Here is a 17,405-nt window from a genome sequence, read left to right on the forward strand (position 1 = left end):
CTGCCCATGACCGCTCCGCAGCTTTTCGCATTGACCCCCGGCGAGCCGGCAGGCATCGGCCCCGACCTGTGCCTGCTACTGGCTCGCCAGGCACAACCCAGGCCCCTGGTCGCCATCGCCAGCCTGCCGATGCTCGCCGAGCGCGCCCGCCTGCTGGGCATTGCCATCGAACTGATCGCCGTGACCCCGGGCGCCTGGCCCGAGCAGCCAAGCCCCGCTGGCAGCCTGTACGTCTGGGACACACCAATGGCCGCAACAGTACAGCCCGGCCAGCTGGAACCGGCCAACGCCGGCTACGTCCTGGAGACCCTGACCCGCGCCGGCCGGGGCTGCCTCGACGGACACTTCGCCGCCATGATCACCGCCCCGGTGCACAAGGGTGTGATCAACCAGGCCGGCATCCCTTTCTCCGGCCACACCGAGTTTCTCGCCGAGCTCACGCGTACCGAGCAGGTGGTGATGATGCTCGCCACCCGTGGCCTGCGCGTGGCCCTGGTGACCACCCACCTGCCGCTCAAGGACGTGGCCGCCGCCATCACCGCCGAGCGTGTGACGCGCGTGACGCGCATCCTCGACCGCGACCTGCGCACGAAATTCGGCATCGCCCAGCCGCGCATCCTGGTCTGTGGCCTCAACCCCCATGCCGGCGAGGGCGGCCACCTCGGCCGCGAAGAAATCGAGATCATCGAGCCGACGCTCGAACGCCTGCGCAGTGAAGGCCTGGACCTGGTCGGCCCGCTGCCGGCCGACACCCTGTTCACTCCCAAGCACCTCGACCACTGCGACGCGGTGCTGGCGATGTACCACGACCAGGGCTTGCCCGTACTCAAGTACAAGGGCTTCGGCGCCGCGGTCAACGTCACCCTCGGCCTGCCGATCATCCGCACCTCGGTCGACCATGGCACCGCCCTGGACCTGGCCGGAAGCGGCCGGATCGACAGCGGCAGCCTGCAGGTCGCCCTGGAAACCGCCTACCAGATGGCCGCGAGCCGCGCCTAGGCGGAGCTACTCCCTGCCGGGGCGCACGTCACGGCCTACGGCTTGCGCGCCCTTTGCTGTTAAACTGCCGCCCTTTGCATTCGCTTTAAGCTTGCGGCTTGAAGCCTGGAGCCGCTGCCATGTCCGACACCTACCAACACCGCGCACGCAAGCGCTTCGGCCAGAACTTCCTGCACGACGCCGGGGTCATCCACCGCATCCTGCGCGCCATCCATCCGCGCGAGGGCGAGCGCCTGCTGGAGATCGGCCCGGGACAGGGCGCGCTGACCGAAGGCCTGCTCGGCAGTGGCGCGCAGCTCGACGTAATCGAGCTCGATCGCGACCTGGTGCCGATCCTCAACGGCAAGTTCGCCGCGGAGCCGCGCTTCCAGCTGCACCAGGGCGACGCCCTGAAGTTCGACTTCCAGCGCCTCGAACCGGCCCCACGCAGCCTGCGGGTGGTCGGCAACCTGCCGTACAACATCTCCACCCCGCTGATCTTCCACCTGCTGGACAACGCCGCGGTGATCCGCGACATGCACTTCATGTTGCAGAAGGAAGTGGTCCAGCGCCTCGCCGCCGGCCCCGGCGGTGGCGACTGGGGGCGGCTGTCGATCATGGTGCAGTACCACTGCCGGGTCGAACACCTGTTCGATGTCGGCCCCGGGGCGTTCAGCCCTCCGCCCAAGGTCGACTCGGCCATCGTCCGCCTGGTGCCCCATGAGGTGCTGCCGCACCCCGCCAAGGATCACCAGCTGCTCGAGCGCGTCGTGCGCGAGGCCTTCAACCAGCGCCGCAAGACCCTGCGCAACACGCTGAAGGCGCTGTTGCCGGCCAGCGCGATCGAGGCCGCCGGCGTCGACGGCAGCCTGCGCCCGGAACAGCTCGACCTGGCCGCCTTCGTACGCCTGGCCGACCAGCTGGCACAGCAACCCGCAGCGGCCACCAGCAACTAGACTGGTCTTCCAGTTCAGCGAGTCTCAACGCATGCCCGATTCCCGTTACCAGGTCGACGTCACGGTCGCCACCCGCTACCTGCCGGAGCAATCCCAGCCGGAGCAGAACCGCTACGCCTTCGCCTACACCGTGACCATCGCCAATAATGGCCAGCAGCCGGCCAAGCTGCTGTCGCGCCACTGGCTGATCACCGATGGCGATGGACGCGTGCAGGAGGTGCGCGGCGCCGGCGTCGTCGGCCAGCAGCCGCTGATTGCCCCCGGCGAGAGCCACACCTATAGCAGCGGCACGGTGCTGGCGACCCGGGTGGGCGCGATGCAGGGCAGCTATCAGATGATCGCCGAGGACGGCAAGCGCTTCGACGCGATCATCGCCCCTTTCCGCCTCTTCGTACCGGGCTCGCTGCACTGATGGCAACCTACGCCGTTGGCGACCTGCAAGGCTGCCTGCAACCGCTGCGCTGCCTGTTGCAGCGCGTCGCCTTCGACCCGGCCAAGGACCGCCTGTGGCTGGTCGGCGACCTGGTCAACCGCGGCCCGGAGTCCCTCGCCACCCTGCGTTTCGTCTACTCCCTGCGTGAGGCGGTGACCTGCGTGCTGGGCAATCACGACCTGCACCTGCTGGCCGCCGCCCACAATATCGAGCGCCTGAAGAAAGCCGACACCCTGCGCGAGATCCTCGACGCACCGGATCGCGAGGAACTGCTCGACTGGCTGCGCCGGCAGAAGTTGCTGCACTACGACGCCGACCGCGACATCGCCCTGGTGCATGCCGGCATTCCGCCACAATGGTCATTGGACAAGGCCTTGAGCAGAGCGGCCGAGGTCGAGGAGGCGCTGCGCGACGACGGCCGCTTGCCCCTGTTCCTCGACGGCATGTACGGTAATGAACCGGCCAGGTGGAGCGGCGAACTGCAGGGCATCACCCGCCTGCGGGTGATCACCAACTACTTCACCCGCATGCGCTTCTGCACGGCCGACGGCACCCTGGACCTGAAGAGCAAGGAAGGCCTCGACAGCGCGCCGCCCGGCTACGCCCCCTGGTTCAGTCACGCGAACCGCAAGACCCGTGGCCAGAAGATCGTCTTCGGCCACTGGGCCGCGCTGGAAGGCCGCTGCAGCGAACCCGGCCTGTTCGCCCTGGACACCGGCTGCGTCTGGGGCGGGGCCATGACCCTATTGAATATCGACAGCGGCGAACGCCACCGCTGCGACTGCAACGAGGAAACACCGTGAGCGAGTTCAAGCGCATCTCCCCGCAACAGGCGCAAGCCCTGCGCCAGCAGGGCGCCGCCGTGGTCGACATCCGCGACCCACAGAGCTTCGCCGCCGGCCACATCAGTGGCTCGCAGCACCTGGACAACTATTCGCTGGCGGACTTCATCGCCCGGGCCGATCTCGACGCCCCGCTGATCGTCACCTGCTACCACGGCAACTCCAGCCAGAGCGCCGCCGCCTACCTGGTCGGCCAGGGCTTTTCCGAGGTCTACAGCCTGGACGGCGGCTTCGAGCTGTGGCGCGCCAGCTATCCGGCCGATGTCGCGCAGAACTCGGGCGAGTAAAAAAAATACTGTCCGCTGCCTAGCGGCAACCCCGCGCCACTTCTGCGTCCGCGCCCGGCACCGGGCGCGGCAATATCTTGTTATCGTTGCGCCGCGCTTGCTCTTCCAGATTCCGAACTATCCTTACCTCAGGCCATCCAAAAATCAGGGAAAGCCGGCTGACCGGCTTCGGGCCAACGGTAACGACCTTTTGTATTCTGGGGGATCTTCGTCGGCACTCTCATCGGCTGCGCCTTAGCACCCGAACGACCGATCCCTCGCCCGGCTCCGAGCATCGACCGAGGTGACGTCATGAGTATTTTCAGCCACTTCCAACAACGCTTCGAAGCAACTCGCCAGGAGGAATACAGCCTCCAAGAGTACCTCGAGCTCTGCAAGCAAGACCCCAGTGCCTACGCGACCGCCGCCGAGCGCCTGCTGATGGCGATCGGCGAGCCTGAGCTGCTCGACACCTCGAGCAACGCCCGGCTGTCGCGGATCTTCTCCAACAAGATGATTCGCCGCTACCCGGCCTTTGCCGACTTCCACGGCATGGAAGAGTGCATCGACCAGATCGTCGCCTTCTTCCGCCACTCCGCCCAGGGCCTGGAAGAGAAGAAGCAGATTCTCTACCTGCTGGGTCCGGTCGGCGGCGGCAAGTCGTCCCTGGCGGAGAAGCTCAAGGAGCTGATGGAGAAGGTGCCCTTCTATGCGATCAAGGGTTCGCCGGTATTCGAGTCGCCGCTGGGCCTGTTCAATGCCGCGGAGGACGCCACGATCCTCGAAGAGGATTTCGGCATCCCGCGGCGCTACCTGACCACCGTCATGTCGCCCTGGGCGACCAAGCGCCTGTCAGAGTTCGGTGGGGACATCAGCCAGTTCCGCGTGGTCAAGCTCTACCCTTCGGTCCTCAACCAGATCGCCATCGCCAAGACCGAGCCGGGCGACGAGAACAACCAGGACATCTCCGCCCTGGTCGGCAAGGTGGATATCCGCAAGCTCGAGGAGTTCCCGCAGAACGACGCCGACGCCTACAGCTACTCAGGCGCCCTGTGCCGCGCCAACCAGGGTCTGATGGAATTCGTCGAGATGTTCAAGGCACCGATCAAGGTGCTGCACCCGCTGCTGACGGCCACCCAGGAAGGCAACTACAACAGCACCGAGGGCCTCGGCGGCCTGCCGTTCAACGGCATCCTGCTGGCCCACTCCAACGAGTCCGAGTGGCACAGCTTCCGCAATAACAAGAACAACGAAGCGTTCATCGACCGCATCTACATCGTCAAGGTGCCCTACTGCCTGCGCGTCACCGACGAGATCAAGATCTACGACAAGCTCCTGACCAACAGCTCCCTGGCCCATGCCCATTGCGCACCCGACACCCTGAAGATGCTCGCGCAGTTCTCCGTACTGTCGCGCCTGAAGGAGCCGGAGAACTCCAACATCTACTCGAAGATGCGCGTCTACGACGGCGAGAACCTCAAGGATACCGACCCCAAGGCCAAGTCGATCCAGGAATACCGCGACAACGCCGGCGTCGACGAGGGCATGAACGGCCTGTCGACTCGCTTCGCCTTCAAGATCCTCTCCAAGGTGTTCAACTTCGACGCCCACGAGGTGGCGGCCAACCCCGTACACCTGCTGTATGTGCTCGAGCAGCAGATCGATCAGGAGCAGTTCCCCGCCGAGGTGCGTGAGCGTTACCTGCGCTTCATCAAGGAATACCTGGCACCGCGCTACATCGAGTTCATCGGCAAGGAAATCCAGACCGCCTACCTCGAGTCCTACAGCGAATACGGGCAGAACATCTTCGACCGCTACGTGCTGTACGCCGACTTCTGGATTCAGGACCAGGAATACCGCGACCCGGAAACCGGCGAGATCCTCAACCGCGTAGCCCTGAACGAGGAACTGGAGAAAATCGAGAAGCCGGCCGGCATCAGCAACCCGAAGGATTTCCGCAACGAGATCGTCAACTTCGTGCTGCGCGCCCGCGCCAACAACAATGGCAAGAACCCGACCTGGCTGAGCTACGAGAAACTGCGTGTCGTGATCGAGAAGAAGATGTTCTCCAACACCGAAGACCTCTTGCCGGTCATCAGCTTCAACGCCAAGGCAAGCAAGGAGGACCAGCAGAAACACAACGACTTCGTCAAGCGCATGGTCGAGCGCGGTTACACCGACAAGCAGGTACGCCTGCTCTCCGAGTGGTACCTGCGGGTTCGCAAATCGCAGTAAAGCAGCCTCAAGCCATCAGCCTTAAGCTGCAACTGGATCGTCTGCAGCTTTTGGCTTGAAGCGAAAGCTCCCCGGAGGGGCCTATGAGCTATGTGATAGACCGGCGCCTTAGCGGCAAGAACAAGAGCACGGTAAATCGCCAGCGATTCCTGCGGCGCTACCGTGACCACATCAAGAAGGCGGTGGAGGAGGCGGTCAGCCGCCGCTCCATCACCGACATGGAGCACGGCGAGCAGATCAGCATTCCCGGTCGCGACATCGACGAGCCGGTGTTGCACCACGGCCGCGGCGGCCGGCAGACCATCGTCCACCCTGGCAACAAGGAGTTCACTGCCGGCGAGCATATCCCGCGCCCACCAGGCGGCGGGGGCGGCAAGGGCGGCGGCAAGGCCAGCAATAGCGGCGAAGGGATGGACGAATTCGTCTTCCAGATCACCCAGGAAGAGTTTCTCGACTTCATGTTCGAGGATCTGGAGCTGCCCAACCTGGTCAAGCGGCACCTGACCGGCGCCGACACCTTCAAGTCGGTTCGAGCCGGCATCAGCAGCGTCGGCAACCCGTCGCGGATCAACATCGTTCGCACCCTCCGCTCGGCCCATGCGCGGCGCATCGCCCTGTCCGGCAGCAGCCGCAACAAGCTGCGCGCGGCACTGGCCGAGCTGGAGCGGCTCAAGCGCGAAGAACCGGACAACCTGAGCGACATCCAGGAGATGGAGGCCGAGATCGCTCGGCTGCGCGCGCACATTGGCCGCCTGCCCTTCCTCGACACCTTCGACCTCAAGTACAACCTGCTGGTCAAGCAGCCCAACCCCAGCTCCAAGGCGGTGATGTTCTGCCTGATGGACGTGTCTGGCTCCATGACCCAGGCCACCAAGGATATCGCCAAGCGTTTCTTCATCCTGCTCTACCTGTTCCTCAAGCGCAGCTACGACAAGATCGACGTGGTGTTTATCCGCCACCACACCAGTGCGAAAGAGGTCGACGAGGAGGAGTTCTTCTATTCCCGCGAAACCGGCGGCACCATCGTCTCCAGCGCCCTCAAGCTGATGCAGGAGATCATGGCCGAGCGCTACCCGATCAACGAATGGAACATCTACGGTGCCCAGGCGTCGGACGGCGACAACTGGAATGACGACTCGCCCATTTGTCGCGATATCCTGATAAAGCAGATCATGCCGTTCGTGCAGTATTTCACCTACGTCGAGATCACCCCCCGCGAACACCAGGCGTTGTGGTTCGAGTACGAGCAGGTCTGCGAACGCTTCGAGGATACCTTCGCCCAGCAACAGCTGGTCTCGGCGTCGGATATCTACCCGGTGTTCCGCGAACTGTTCCAGCGGAGGCTCGTAACATGACCAGTTATGACAGCTCAGCCCGCACCAGCGCGAAACGGCGCAAACCTATCGCCACCGGTTCGGAATGGACCTTCGAACTGATCCGCGCCTTCGACCGCGAGATCAGCCGCCTGGCCGAACGCTACGCGCTGGACACCTATCCCAACCAGATCGAAGTGATCACCGCCGAGCAGATGATGGACGCCTACGCCTCGGTGGGCATGCCGCTGGGCTATCACCACTGGTCCTACGGCAAACACTTCCTCAGCACCGAGAAGAACTACAAGCGCGGCCAGATGGGCCTGGCGTACGAGATCGTGATCAACTCCGACCCGTGCATCGCCTACCTGATGGAGGAGAACACCCTGTGCATGCAGGCGCTGGTGATCGCCCACGCCTGTTACGGACACAACAGCTTCTTCAAGGGCAACTACCTGTTCCGCAGCTGGACCGACGCCAGTTCGATCATCGACTACCTGGTGTTCGCCAAGCAGTACATCACCCAGTGCGAGGAGCGCCATGGCATCGATGCGGTGGAGGACCTGCTCGACTCCTGCCATGCCCTGATGAACTACGGCGTAGACCGCTACAAGCGGCCCTACCCGATTTCCGCCGAAGAGGAGCGGCGGCGTCAGAAGGAGCGCGAGGAGCACCTGCAGAAGCAGATCAACGACCTGTGGCGCACCATCCCCAAGGGCGCCAGCAAGGATGGCGAGAAGGACAGCAAGCGCTTCCCCGCCGAGCCCCAGGAGAACATCCTCTACTTCCTGGAAAAACATGCGCCACTGCTCGAGCCCTGGCAGCGCGAGGTGATCCGCATCGTGCGCAAGATCGCCCAGTACTTCTACCCGCAGCGCCAGACCCAGGTGATGAACGAAGGCTGGGCCACGTTCTGGCACTACACCCTGATGAACGACCTGTACGACGAGGGCCTGATCACCGAGGGCTTTATCCTGGAGTTCCTCCAGTCGCATACCGCCGTGATCTACCAGCCGCCATTCGACAGCCCCTACTACAGTGGCATCAACCCCTATACCCTGGGCTTCGCCATGTACCGCGACATCCGCCGAATCTGCGAGGAGCCTACCGAGGAAGACCGCCGCTGGTTCCCCGACATCGCCGGCAGCGACTGGCTGAGCACCCTGAAGTTCGCCATGAAGAGCTTCAAGGACGAAAGCTTTATCCTGCAGTATCTGTCGCCCAAGGTGATTCGCGACCTCAAGCTGTTCAGCGTTCTGGACGACGACCAGAAGGACGAGCTGGTGGTGCCGGCCATCCACGATGAAGCGGGCTATCGCACCATCCGCGAAACCTTGGCGGCGCAATACAACCTCGGCAATCGCGAGCCCAACGTGCAGATCTGGAGCATCGACCGCCGCGGTGACCGCTCGCTGACCCTGCGCCACCAGCAGCACGACCGCAAACCCCTGGGCACCTCGACCGAGGAAGTGATGAAGCACCTGCACCGCCTGTGGGGCTTCGACATCCACCTGGAGACCTTCCAGGGCGACCAGCTGATCGAGACTCATCATGTGCCGCCGCGGGGCGATCCCGATCAGGAAGGCGACTACCCGCGCCTGGACCTGGTCATCCCGCCAGTCTGAGCCCGCGCACGGCCGGCTGCTTGCCCATGAGCAGCCGGCCCACAACCCTGCAGACGCCGATCCGCCAATAAGCCTTTCCCCTGCTGCCAGCGCAACCGCTATCCTCTGCGACATCGGAGGTAGTCATGCAGATATACAAAGTGGGCGGTGCGGTACGTGATCGCCTGTTGGGGCGCAAGGTCGAAGAAACAGACTGGGTGGTGGTCGGCACCACCGCCGAACACATGCTGGAGCAAGGGTTTCGCCCGGTAGGCGCGGACTTCCCGGTGTTTCTCCACCCCAAGAGCGGCGAGGAATACGCCCTGGCCCGCACCGAGCGCAAGAGCGGCCGGGGCTACGGCGGCTTCACCTTCTACGCCAGCCCCGACGTCACCCTGGAACAAGACCTGATCCGCCGCGACCTGACGGTCAACGCCATGGCCGAGGACGCGCACGGCCAGCTGATCGATCCCTATGGCGGCCAGCGTGATCTCGCGGCGCGCCTGTTGCGCCACGTCTCCCCGGCTTTTGCCGAAGACCCGTTGCGTGTGCTCCGGGTCGCCCGTTTCGCCGCCCGCTACGCACCCGACGGGTTCTGCGTGGCGACGGAAACCCTCGAGCTGATGCGCCAGCTCAGCGAGTCCGGCGAACTGTCGGCGCTCACCCCCGAGCGCAGCTGGAAGGAAATCTCCCGCGCCCTGCTCGAACCGCGGCCCGACGTGTTCATCCAGGTGCTACGCGACTGCGGCGCGCTCAAGGCGCTGCTGCCGGAGGTCGACGCCCTGTTCGGCGTACCGCAGCCTGCGGCCCACCACCCGGAAATCGATACCGGCGTGCACGTGCTCAGCGTGCTGCGCCAATGCGCGGAGCATCAGCAACCGTTGACGGTGCGCTGGGCCTGCCTGCTGCATGACGTTGGCAAGGGCCTGACCCCGCAGGCGCAGTGGCCGCGGCATGTTGCCCACGAACAACGCGGCCTGCCGTTGATCCGTTCGATCAACCAGCGCTGCAAGGCCCCAAGAGACTGCCAGGAACTGGCCCTGCTGGTGGGCGAGTACCACACCCACGGCCATCGGGCCCTGGAGCTGAAGGCTTCGACCCTGCTGGAGCTGCTACAACACTTCGACGTGTTCCGGCGACCGCAGCGCTTCGAGGAGTTTATCGCCGCCTGCGAGATGGATGCGCGCGGCCGCGAAGGCCTGGAGCAGCGTGCCTACCCGCAGGCGGACTACCTGCGCCGGGCCATGCAGGTGGCCCGCGAGGTAGCCGTGCAGCCCCTGCTGGAGCAGGGGTTCAAAGGCGCCGAGCTGGGCGAAGCGCTGAAGCGACAACGCCTGCAGGCACTCAAGGACTACAAGGCGAGCCCGCCAGCCTAGCCAGCCGGGCTGTGCTAGCGCCGAGCCGTCGGCGGGCAGGCAAGCAGCAGGGACGCCGGGGTCAGCTCATGGCCGCGCCACTGGAATGCCACCGGCCACAGCTGTTGATCGATGCTGGCTGCCTGCCACAATTCGGCGAAACGGCGCTGCACCTCAGGGTGCAGCGCCTCGGGCGCGAGCAAAGCCAGCGGCCAGAGCACGAAGGCGTTTTTGAGAATCTCCGCCCGCGGCAGAATCAGGCCGTCGAAATTGCCGACCTGGTCGCCATACAGCAGCACATCGATATCCAGCGGCAGGCCCTTGCGCTCTGGCGCATAGCGACCGTTGTCCGCCTCGATGAACTTCAGGCGTCGATCCAGCTCGCCCAGCGGCAAGTTGCTGTAACCGGTGACCACCAGGTTGAAGAAGGGACCGCTCTTGATCCCCACCGCATGGCTCTCGAAAACCGGCGAACAGCGCATATCGTGAAGCAAGCCAGACAGCGCATCGAGGCCAGCGCACAGATGGGCTTCACGCTCGATATTGCTACCGAGACCGAGAAAAACCGGGATCAGCGACATCCGCGCTCGATCTCCACGCCAACCCCGCCCAGGGCCGCGGGCACCGCGCCCGGCTTGGTCAGCTTGAGGCGCAACCAGGGTATCTGGAACTCGGCCATCAGCAGCTCGGCCAGGCGCTCCGCCAGGGTCTCCACCAGAATGAACTGCGCCTCGCCGACATAGGCCTGAACCCGGGCCGACACCGCGGCATAGTCCAGCGCCTTGCTCAGGTCGTCACCCGCCGCCGCCGGGCGATTGTCCCACCCCAGGTACAGGTCCAGGCGCAGGCACTGGCGAATGGTGCGCTCCCAGTCGTACGCGCCGATCACCGTGTCGACTTCCAGACCCTCGATAAACACTATGTCCAAGCACTCTCTCCACAACGCGGCGTGGCCGCGGCACCGGGCCGACGCCCTGCGCACCATCATTGCGCAGGACTATACGGCATTGATAGCGGACTAAAATGTCCATTTACGACGCAGAATACAGTGACCGCCAGCCTGGGCCTGGCGAGCCTCGCCAGCGGGCTGTCGCCCCCTCGCTCGCTACCTGCTGCGACGGCCTGTAGAATCACCCCATCCCTCGCCGTGGAATGGATACCATGTTTTGGCTGCTGGCGGTCCTCGCCTACCTGCTGGGCTCGTTGTCCTTCGCCATTCTGCTCAGCCGCGTGGCGGGCGGACCGGATCCGCGCGCCAGCGGCTCGGGAAACCCCGGCGCCACCAACATGCTGCGCGTGGCCGGCAAACGCCTGGCGGTGCTGACCCTGCTGGGCGACCTGCTCAAAGGCCTCGTGCCCGTGCTGGTCGCCAAACTGCTGGGTCTGGACTTGCAACAGCAGGCCTGGATCGGCCTCGCCGCCGTAGTCGGCCACCTCTATCCGCTGTATTTCCGCTTCCATGGCGGCAAGGGCGTCGCCACCTCCGCCGGCATGCTCCTGGGCCTCTATCCTCCCGCCGCACTCCTGGCGATCGCCGCCTGGCTGCTGACCTTCGCCCTGACCCGCACCAGCTCCCTGGCGGCGCTCATCGCCACCCCGCTGACCTTGCCGCTGCTCGCCTGGCAACAGCCGGCGGCGCTGCTGCCGGTGAGTGTATTGACCGCACTGGTGGTCTGGCGCCATCGCGGCAATCTGCGCGACCTGTTCGCGGGGCGCGAACGGCACTTCTGATCGCCGCCAACTGCGCCTGCCCCGCCCGCTTCCTGCCCGGCTAGAGTGCGGGCAAGCGCTCCATCGGCCAGCGCGCCTGCACCGAGATGCTCAAGCCTTCGCGCTGACCGGCCTTGAGCCGCTGGCAGCCAGCGTAGGCGATCATCGCACCGTTGTCGGTGCAGAAGGCCGGGCGCGCATAGAACACCTGCCCCTTGAGCGCCCCGAGCATGCCCTCCAAGGATTCGCGCAGGGCCTTGTTGGCACTGACGCCCCCGGCGATCACCAGGCTGTTCAGGCCGGTCTGCTTGAGGGCGCGACGGCACTTGATCGTGAGGGTATCGACCACCGCCTCCTGGAAAGCCAGGGCGATGTCGCAACGGGTCTGCTCGCAGTCATCGCCCGAATCGCGGCACTGCTGCCAGGTGTTCAGGGTGAAGGTCTTCAGCCCGCTGAAACTGAAATCCAGACCGGGGCGATCGGTCATGGGCCGGGGAAAGGTAAAGCGTCCCACCGTACCATGCTCGGCCAGACGGGCGATCTCCGGTCCCCCCGGGTAGCGCAAGCCCATCAGCTTGGCCGTCTTGTCGAAGGCTTCGCCCGCCGCGTCGTCGAGCGACTCGCCCAGCAACTGGTATTGACCGATGCCGTCGACCCGCACCAGCTGGGTGTGACCGCCGGACACCAGCAAGGCGACGAACGGAAAACTGGGTGGCTGCGCCTCCAGCATCGGCGCCAGCAGGTGCCCCTCCATGTGGTGCACGCCGAGGGCCGGGATATCCCAGGCATAGGCCAGGGCCTGGGCGCAGGAGCCGCCGACCAGCAGCGCACCGACCAGGCCGGGGCCGGCGGTGTAGGCGATCGCGTCGATCTCGCCGGGGGTACAGTTGGCCTCGGCCATGACCTCGCGAATCAACGGCAGCATGCGTTTGACGTGGTCGCGCGAGGCCAGCTCCGGCACCACGCCGCCATAGACGCGATGCAGGTCGATCTGGCTGAACAGCGCATCGGCCAGCAGGCCGCGCTCGCTGTCATAGAGCGCGACGCCGGTCTCGTCGCATGAGGTTTCCAATCCCAGTACCAGCATGGGCAGCGCCTTGACTTGAGGTGTCATGATTTCGAAGGCGCGCATAATAATAGGCAGGCAAGGAGACCGACCAGCGCTTTTCGATCAGAGGCTTTGCATTCAGGGCGACGAGACGGTAACATCCGCAACCCTTAAAAACCTACGTCCTCCCGCGCCATCTGCCAGGAGTACGTTACCCAAACCGGTAATAAAGAAGGTACGCCCTGGATGCCAGCCGTCAAAGTTAAAGAGAACGAACCCTTCGACGTAGCTCTGCGTCGTTTCAAGCGCTCCTGCGAAAAAGCCGGCATTCTGGCTGAAGTTCGCAGCCGCGAATTCTACGAGAAGCCGACCGCCGAGCGTAAGCGCAAGGCTGCTGCCGCCGTTAAGCGTCACGCCAAGAAAGTGCAGCGCGAGCAGCGCCGCAGCGTGCGCCTGTACTAATCAGTACGGACCGCCTCGCAGCACCCAGCAGCGCCCGGCCTTCGCCGGGCTTTGCGTTTTATGGCCCCGCACTCCGCTTCGCCGACAGGCGAATGGTCGGAGCTTTTTGCGTGGCCCGCGACCCTGTCCAGCCGCCCCGCACGGCAGTATTCTGAGCGCCTATGGCCGGCCTGATCCCACAGTCCTTTATCGATGACCTGCTCAACCGCACCGACATCGTCGAAGTGGTCAGCGCGCGCATCCAGCTGAAAAAGGCCGGCAAGAACTACACCGCCTGCTGCCCCTTCCATAAAGAGAAGACCCCGTCCTTCAGCGTCAGCCCGGACAAACAGTTCTACTACTGCTTCGGCTGCGGCGCCGGCGGCAATGCCCTGGGCTTTGTCATGGACCACGACCAACTGGAGTTTCCCCAGGCGGTCGAGGACCTGGCCAAACGCGCCGGAATGGAAGTGCCGCGCGAGGACGGCGGACGCAGCAACAAGCCCCGCCAACCCACCGACTCACCGCTCTACCCGTTACTGGCCGCCGCCGCCGACTTCTATCGGCAGGCACTGAAGAGCCATCCACAACGCCGGGCCGCAGTGGACTACCTTAAGGGCCGCGGCCTGTCCGGCGAGATCGCCCGCGACTTCGGCCTCGGTTTTGCGCCGCCGGGCTGGGACAACCTGCTCAAGCACCTGGCCAGCGACAGCCTGCAGCAGAAGGCAATGATCGATGCCGGCCTGCTGGTGGAGAACGCCGAGAGCGGCAAGCGCTACGACCGCTTCCGCGACCGGGTCATCTTCCCGATCCGCGACAGCCGCGGCCGGGTCATCGCCTTCGGCGGTCGGGTACTCGGCGACGACAAACCCAAGTACCTGAACTCGCCGGAAACCCCGGTGTTCCACAAGGGCCAGGAACTCTACGGCCTGTTCGAGGCACGCAAGAGCAACCGCGACCTCGACGAGATCATGGTGGTCGAGGGCTACATGGATGTCATCGCCCTGGCCCAGCAGGGCCTGCGCAACGCCGTCGCCACCCTCGGCACCGCCACCAGCGAAGAGCACCTCAAGCGCCTGTTCCGCCTGGTGCCCAGCGTGCTGTTCTGCTTCGACGGCGACCAGGCCGGACGCAACGCCGCCTGGCGCGCCCTGGAAGCCACCCTGCCCAACCTGCAGGACGGCCGTCGCGCGCGCTTCCTGTTCCTGCCCGACGGCGAGGACCCGGACACCTTGGTTCGCAGCGAAGGCACCGACGCCTTCCGCGCGCGCATCATCCAGCAGGCCCAACCGCTGGCCGACTACTTCTTCCAGCAACTCAGCGAAGAAGCCGACCCCCGCTCACTGGAAGGCAAGGCGCACCTGGTGACCCTGGCCGCGCCGCTGATCGACAAGATCCCCGGCAACAACCTGCGCACCCTGATGCGCCAGCGCCTCACCGAGATCACCGGCCTCAGCGGCGAAGCCCTGAGCCAGATGGCGCCAACCGCCAGCCCTGGCGCGGCGCCAAGCGAATACCCGGACTACCCGGACATTCCGGATAGCGCCTACCACGACGCCCCTCACAGCTACGAGGACTACGCCCACCCCAGCCCGGCGCCCAGCTTCGAGCGCAGCAACAAAGGCAAGGGAGAGTGGAAGAAGGACGGCCAGAAGTGGAGCAAGCAGGGCCGCGGCGACGAGCGGCCGCGCGCACCACGCACCGCCGTCAGCGTCGAATCGCCGCACCTGAGCGCCCTGCGCACCCTGCTGCACCACCCCGAACTGGCGCAGAAAGTCGAGGACGTCAGCCACTTCGCTGCCGAGGACGACACCTACGCCCAACTGCTGGTGGCCCTGCTCGGCGCCCTGCAGAAGAACCCGAAACTGCGCTCGCTGCAACTGATCGCACGCTGGCACGGCACCGAACAGGGCCGTCTACTGCGGGCCCTGGCGGAAAAGGAGTGGCTGATTTCGGCGGACAACCTTGAACAACAGTTTTTCGACACTATAACTACTCTAGTCGCCCGCCAACGCGAGCGCAGCCTGGAACATTTGCTGCGCAAAGCCCGTCAAAGTGAGTTGAGTGCAGAGGAAAAAGACCTGCTGCGCAACCTGCTGAGCCGTAATACATCACCAGTAGTCCCGAGCCCAACTGGCGCCTAAGGGTCTTATTCGGGTATAATCCGCGGCTTGTTTTTAGCCCGCCAAGACCTTCAGTGGATAGGGTGTTATGTCCGTAAAAGCGCAACAGCAATCTCGTTTGAAAGAATTGATCAGCCGCGGTCGTGAGCAGGGTTACCTGACTTACGCGGAGGTCAACGACCACCTGCCGGAGGATATTTCCGATCCGGAACAGGTGGAAGACATCATCCGCATGATCAACGACATGGGGATCAACGTATTCGAGAGTGCTCCGGATGCGGACGCCCTGTTGTTGGCCGAAGCCGACACCGACGAAGCCGCGGCCGAAGAAGCCGCTGCCGCACTCGCCGCCGTTGAGACCGATATCGGCCGCACCACCGACCCTGTGCGCATGTACATGCGCGAAATGGGCACGGTCGAACTGCTGACCCGCGAAGGCGAGATCGAAATCGCCAAGCGTATCGAGGAAGGCATCCGCGAGGTGATGAGCGCCATCGCCCACTTCCCCGGCACCGTCGACAGCATTCTCGCCGAGTACAACCGCGTGACCACCGAAGGTGGCCGCCTGGTTGAAGTACTCAATGGCTACATCGATCCCGACGACGGCACGCTGCCCGCAGAAGCCGCGGCCCCTGTGCCGGCCAAGGACGGCGCAGCCGCTGACGACAGCGACGATGACGACGATGACGACGACAGCGACGACAGCGACGATGACGAAGGCGATGGCGGCCCGGACCCGGAAGAGGCCCTGCGCCGCTTCACTGCCGTAGCCGAACAGCTGGACAAGGCCAACAAGGCCCTGAAGAAGCATGGTCGCAGCAGCAAGCAGGCCATCGCCGAACTGAAGGAACTGGCCGATCTGTTCATGCCGATCAAGCTGGTACCCAAGCAGTACGACGCGCTGGTCGTGCGCGTGCGCAGTGCCCTGGAGCGCCTGCGCGCCCAGGAACGCGCCATCATGCAGCTGTGCGTGCGTGATGCACGCATGCCGCGCGCCGATTTCCTGCGCCTGTTCCCGGGCAACGAAGTCGACCCGACCTGGGCCGAGCAGCTGGCCAAGGGCAAGGGTAAGTACGCCGAAGCCATTGGCAACCTGCAGGGTGACATCCAGCGCTGCCAGCAGAAACTGGTCGCCCTGGAAGCCGAGTGCGACCTGACCCTGGCCGAGATCAAGGACATCAACCGTCGTATGTCGATCGGCGAGGCCAAGGCCCGTCGCGCGAAGAAGGAGATGGTCGAGGCCAACCTGCGCCTGGTGATCTCCATCGCCAAGAAGTACACCAACCGCGGCCTGCAGTTCCTCGACCTGATCCAGGAAGGCAACATCGGCCTGATGAAAGCGGTGGATAAGTTCGAATACCGTCGCGGCTACAAGTTCTCGACCTACGCCACCTGGTGGATCCGTCAGGCGATCACCCGCTCGATCGCCGACCAGGCTCGCACCATCCGTATTCCGGTGCACATGATCGAGACGATCAACAAGCTCAACCGTATCTCCCGGCAGATGCTGCAGGAGATGGGTCGCGAACCGACTCCGGAAGAGCTCGGCGAGCGCATGGAGATGCCCGAGGACAAGATCCGCAAGGTGTTGAAGATCGCCAAGGAACCGATCTCCATGGAGACGCCGATCGGCGACGACGAAGACTCGCATCTGGGCGACTTCATCGAGGACTCCACCATGCAGTCGCCGATCGACGTGGCGACGGTGGAAAGCCTCAAGGAAGCCACCCGCGAAGTCCTGGCCGGCCTCACCGCCCGCGAAGCCAAGGTACTGCGCATGCGCTTCGGCATCGACATGAACACCGACCACACCCTCGAGGAAGTCGGCAAGCAGTTCGATGTCACCCGCGAGCGAATCCGTCAGATCGAAGCCAAGGCGTTGCGCAAACTGCGCCACCCGACGCGAAGCGAGCACCTGCGCTCGTTCCTCGACGAGTAACAACAAGACCCCCGGCCCAAACCGGGGGTTTTTGCTTTCAACGGCGCGCACACGCCAACAGCCCACTCCCTCCGCTCGCAATAGCCTCGAAACACCTGCTGCGATGCGCTCGAACATGTATCTAGCGCCGAGTCATTCGATTGGCGCTGGCGCCAAGCCCCC

General features: G+C 64.6%; 16 protein-coding genes. 13 read left to right on the forward strand and 3 right to left on the reverse strand.

Annotated elements, in window-relative coordinates:
• Window positions 1–6 precede the first annotated feature (6 nt).
• From pdxA to LPB260_RS17800, 9 genes are all read left to right on the forward strand, one after another.
• Window positions 7–999, forward strand: a complete 993-nt coding sequence (gene pdxA / locus LPB260_RS17760) for a 4-hydroxythreonine-4-phosphate dehydrogenase PdxA (protein WP_208707126.1) — start codon at window positions 7–9, stop codon at window positions 997–999.
• A gap of 119 nt (window positions 1,000–1,118) precedes the next feature.
• Window positions 1,119–1,934: a 16S rRNA (adenine(1518)-N(6)/adenine(1519)-N(6))-dimethyltransferase RsmA gene (gene rsmA, locus LPB260_RS17765; protein WP_208707127.1), complete on the forward strand. Its 816-nt coding sequence runs from the start codon at window positions 1,119–1,121 to the stop codon at window positions 1,932–1,934.
• A gap of 31 nt (window positions 1,935–1,965) precedes the next feature.
• Complete coding sequence (gene apaG / locus LPB260_RS17770; protein WP_208707128.1) at window positions 1,966–2,346, forward strand: Co2+/Mg2+ efflux protein ApaG; 381 nt, start codon at window positions 1,966–1,968, stop codon at window positions 2,344–2,346.
• Window positions 2,346–3,170, forward strand: coding sequence for a symmetrical bis(5'-nucleosyl)-tetraphosphatase (locus tag LPB260_RS17775; RefSeq protein ID WP_208707129.1), 825 nt, complete (start codon window positions 2,346–2,348; stop codon window positions 3,168–3,170). Before apaG ends, LPB260_RS17775 begins: the two co-directional genes overlap by 1 nt.
• Window positions 3,167–3,496, forward strand: coding sequence for a thiosulfate sulfurtransferase GlpE (glpE, locus tag LPB260_RS17780; protein ID WP_208707130.1), 330 nt, complete (start codon window positions 3,167–3,169; stop codon window positions 3,494–3,496). The genes LPB260_RS17775 and glpE overlap by 4 nt, the downstream gene beginning before the upstream one ends.
• A 291-nt stretch (window positions 3,497–3,787) precedes the next feature.
• Complete coding sequence (locus LPB260_RS17785) at window positions 3,788–5,710, forward strand: PrkA family serine protein kinase (protein ID WP_208707131.1); 1,923 nt, start codon at window positions 3,788–3,790, stop codon at window positions 5,708–5,710.
• Between the two features lie 83 nt (window positions 5,711–5,793).
• Window positions 5,794–7,065, forward strand: a complete 1,272-nt coding sequence (locus tag LPB260_RS17790) for a YeaH/YhbH family protein (RefSeq protein ID WP_208707132.1) — start codon at window positions 5,794–5,796, stop codon at window positions 7,063–7,065.
• Window positions 7,062–8,648, forward strand: coding sequence for a SpoVR family protein (locus LPB260_RS17795; protein WP_208707133.1), 1,587 nt, complete (start codon window positions 7,062–7,064; stop codon window positions 8,646–8,648). Before LPB260_RS17790 ends, LPB260_RS17795 begins: the two co-directional genes overlap by 4 nt.
• A 125-nt stretch (window positions 8,649–8,773) precedes the next feature.
• Window positions 8,774–10,003 (forward strand): multifunctional CCA addition/repair protein, encoded by a 1,230-nt coding sequence (locus tag LPB260_RS17800; RefSeq protein WP_208707134.1) that lies wholly within the window; start codon window positions 8,774–8,776, stop codon window positions 10,001–10,003.
• A gap of 14 nt (window positions 10,004–10,017) precedes the next feature.
• Here the strand turns inward: LPB260_RS17800 and folK are convergent, their stop codons facing one another.
• Together folK and folB are read right to left on the reverse strand one after the other, a co-directional pair.
• Window positions 10,018–10,563, reverse strand: a complete 546-nt coding sequence (folK, locus tag LPB260_RS17805) for a 2-amino-4-hydroxy-6-hydroxymethyldihydropteridine diphosphokinase (protein ID WP_208707135.1) — start codon at window positions 10,561–10,563, stop codon at window positions 10,018–10,020.
• The gene (gene folB / locus LPB260_RS17810; protein ID WP_208707136.1) at window positions 10,554–10,910 is read right to left on the reverse strand and encodes a dihydroneopterin aldolase; all 357 of its coding nucleotides are present in this window, start codon (window positions 10,908–10,910) and stop codon (window positions 10,554–10,556) included. The genes folK and folB overlap by 10 nt, the downstream gene beginning before the upstream one ends.
• 233 nt (window positions 10,911–11,143) lie before the next feature.
• On the opposite strand from folB, the gene plsY reads away from it, so the two are divergent.
• Window positions 11,144–11,713: a glycerol-3-phosphate 1-O-acyltransferase PlsY gene (gene plsY / locus LPB260_RS17815; protein ID WP_208707137.1), complete on the forward strand. Its 570-nt coding sequence runs from the start codon at window positions 11,144–11,146 to the stop codon at window positions 11,711–11,713.
• Between the two features lie 40 nt (window positions 11,714–11,753).
• Here plsY and tsaD read toward each other — a convergent pair whose 3' ends face one another.
• Window positions 11,754–12,779, reverse strand: a complete 1,026-nt coding sequence (tsaD, locus tag LPB260_RS17820) for a tRNA (adenosine(37)-N6)-threonylcarbamoyltransferase complex transferase subunit TsaD (protein ID WP_208707138.1) — start codon at window positions 12,777–12,779, stop codon at window positions 11,754–11,756.
• A 207-nt stretch (window positions 12,780–12,986) separates the two neighbouring features.
• Between tsaD and rpsU the strand changes: the two genes are divergently transcribed.
• From rpsU to rpoD, 3 genes are all read left to right on the forward strand, one after another.
• Window positions 12,987–13,202 (forward strand): 30S ribosomal protein S21, encoded by a 216-nt coding sequence (gene rpsU, locus LPB260_RS17825; protein ID WP_058068915.1) that lies wholly within the window; start codon window positions 12,987–12,989, stop codon window positions 13,200–13,202.
• A 161-nt stretch (window positions 13,203–13,363) separates the two neighbouring features.
• Window positions 13,364–15,325 carry a DNA primase gene (gene dnaG, locus LPB260_RS17830; RefSeq protein ID WP_208707139.1) on the forward strand — a complete coding sequence of 654 codons (1,962 nt, stop codon included), beginning with the start codon at window positions 13,364–13,366 and terminating at the stop codon, window positions 15,323–15,325.
• A 67-nt stretch (window positions 15,326–15,392) separates the two neighbouring features.
• Window positions 15,393–17,243: an RNA polymerase sigma factor RpoD gene (gene rpoD / locus LPB260_RS17835; protein WP_208707140.1), complete on the forward strand. Its 1,851-nt coding sequence runs from the start codon at window positions 15,393–15,395 to the stop codon at window positions 17,241–17,243.
• Window positions 17,244–17,405: the final 162 nt, after the last annotated feature.

The sequence above is a fragment of the Pseudomonas sp. LPB0260 genome (genome assembly GCF_013388395.1).

What these genes read in the sequence shown, in the direction of transcription:
- rpoD (WP_208707140.1), top strand. Translation starts at nt 15,393, where the DNA reads ATGTCCGTAAAAGCGCAACAGCAATCTCGTTTGAAAGAATTGATCAGC.
- plsY (WP_208707137.1), top strand. Translation starts at nt 11,144, where the DNA reads ATGTTTTGGCTGCTGGCGGTCCTCGCCTACCTGCTGGGCTCGTTGTCC.
- LPB260_RS17790 (WP_208707132.1), top strand. Translation starts at nt 5,794, where the DNA reads ATGAGCTATGTGATAGACCGGCGCCTTAGCGGCAAGAACAAGAGCACG.
- folK (WP_208707135.1), bottom strand. Translation starts at nt 10,563, where the DNA reads ATGTCGCTGATCCCGGTTTTTCTCGGTCTCGGTAGCAATATCGAGCGT.
- LPB260_RS17775 (WP_208707129.1), top strand. Translation starts at nt 2,346, where the DNA reads ATGGCAACCTACGCCGTTGGCGACCTGCAAGGCTGCCTGCAACCGCTG.
- LPB260_RS17785 (WP_208707131.1), top strand. Translation starts at nt 3,788, where the DNA reads ATGAGTATTTTCAGCCACTTCCAACAACGCTTCGAAGCAACTCGCCAG.
- rsmA (WP_208707127.1), top strand. Translation starts at nt 1,119, where the DNA reads ATGTCCGACACCTACCAACACCGCGCACGCAAGCGCTTCGGCCAGAAC.
- tsaD (WP_208707138.1), bottom strand. Translation starts at nt 12,779, where the DNA reads ATGCTGGTACTGGGATTGGAAACCTCATGCGACGAGACCGGCGTCGCG.
- LPB260_RS17800 (WP_208707134.1), top strand. Translation starts at nt 8,774, where the DNA reads ATGCAGATATACAAAGTGGGCGGTGCGGTACGTGATCGCCTGTTGGGG.
- LPB260_RS17795 (WP_208707133.1), top strand. Translation starts at nt 7,062, where the DNA reads ATGACCAGTTATGACAGCTCAGCCCGCACCAGCGCGAAACGGCGCAAA.
- dnaG (WP_208707139.1), top strand. Translation starts at nt 13,364, where the DNA reads ATGGCCGGCCTGATCCCACAGTCCTTTATCGATGACCTGCTCAACCGC.
- pdxA (WP_208707126.1), top strand. Translation starts at nt 7, where the DNA reads ATGACCGCTCCGCAGCTTTTCGCATTGACCCCCGGCGAGCCGGCAGGC.
- apaG (WP_208707128.1), top strand. Translation starts at nt 1,966, where the DNA reads ATGCCCGATTCCCGTTACCAGGTCGACGTCACGGTCGCCACCCGCTAC.
- rpsU (WP_058068915.1), top strand. Translation starts at nt 12,987, where the DNA reads ATGCCAGCCGTCAAAGTTAAAGAGAACGAACCCTTCGACGTAGCTCTG.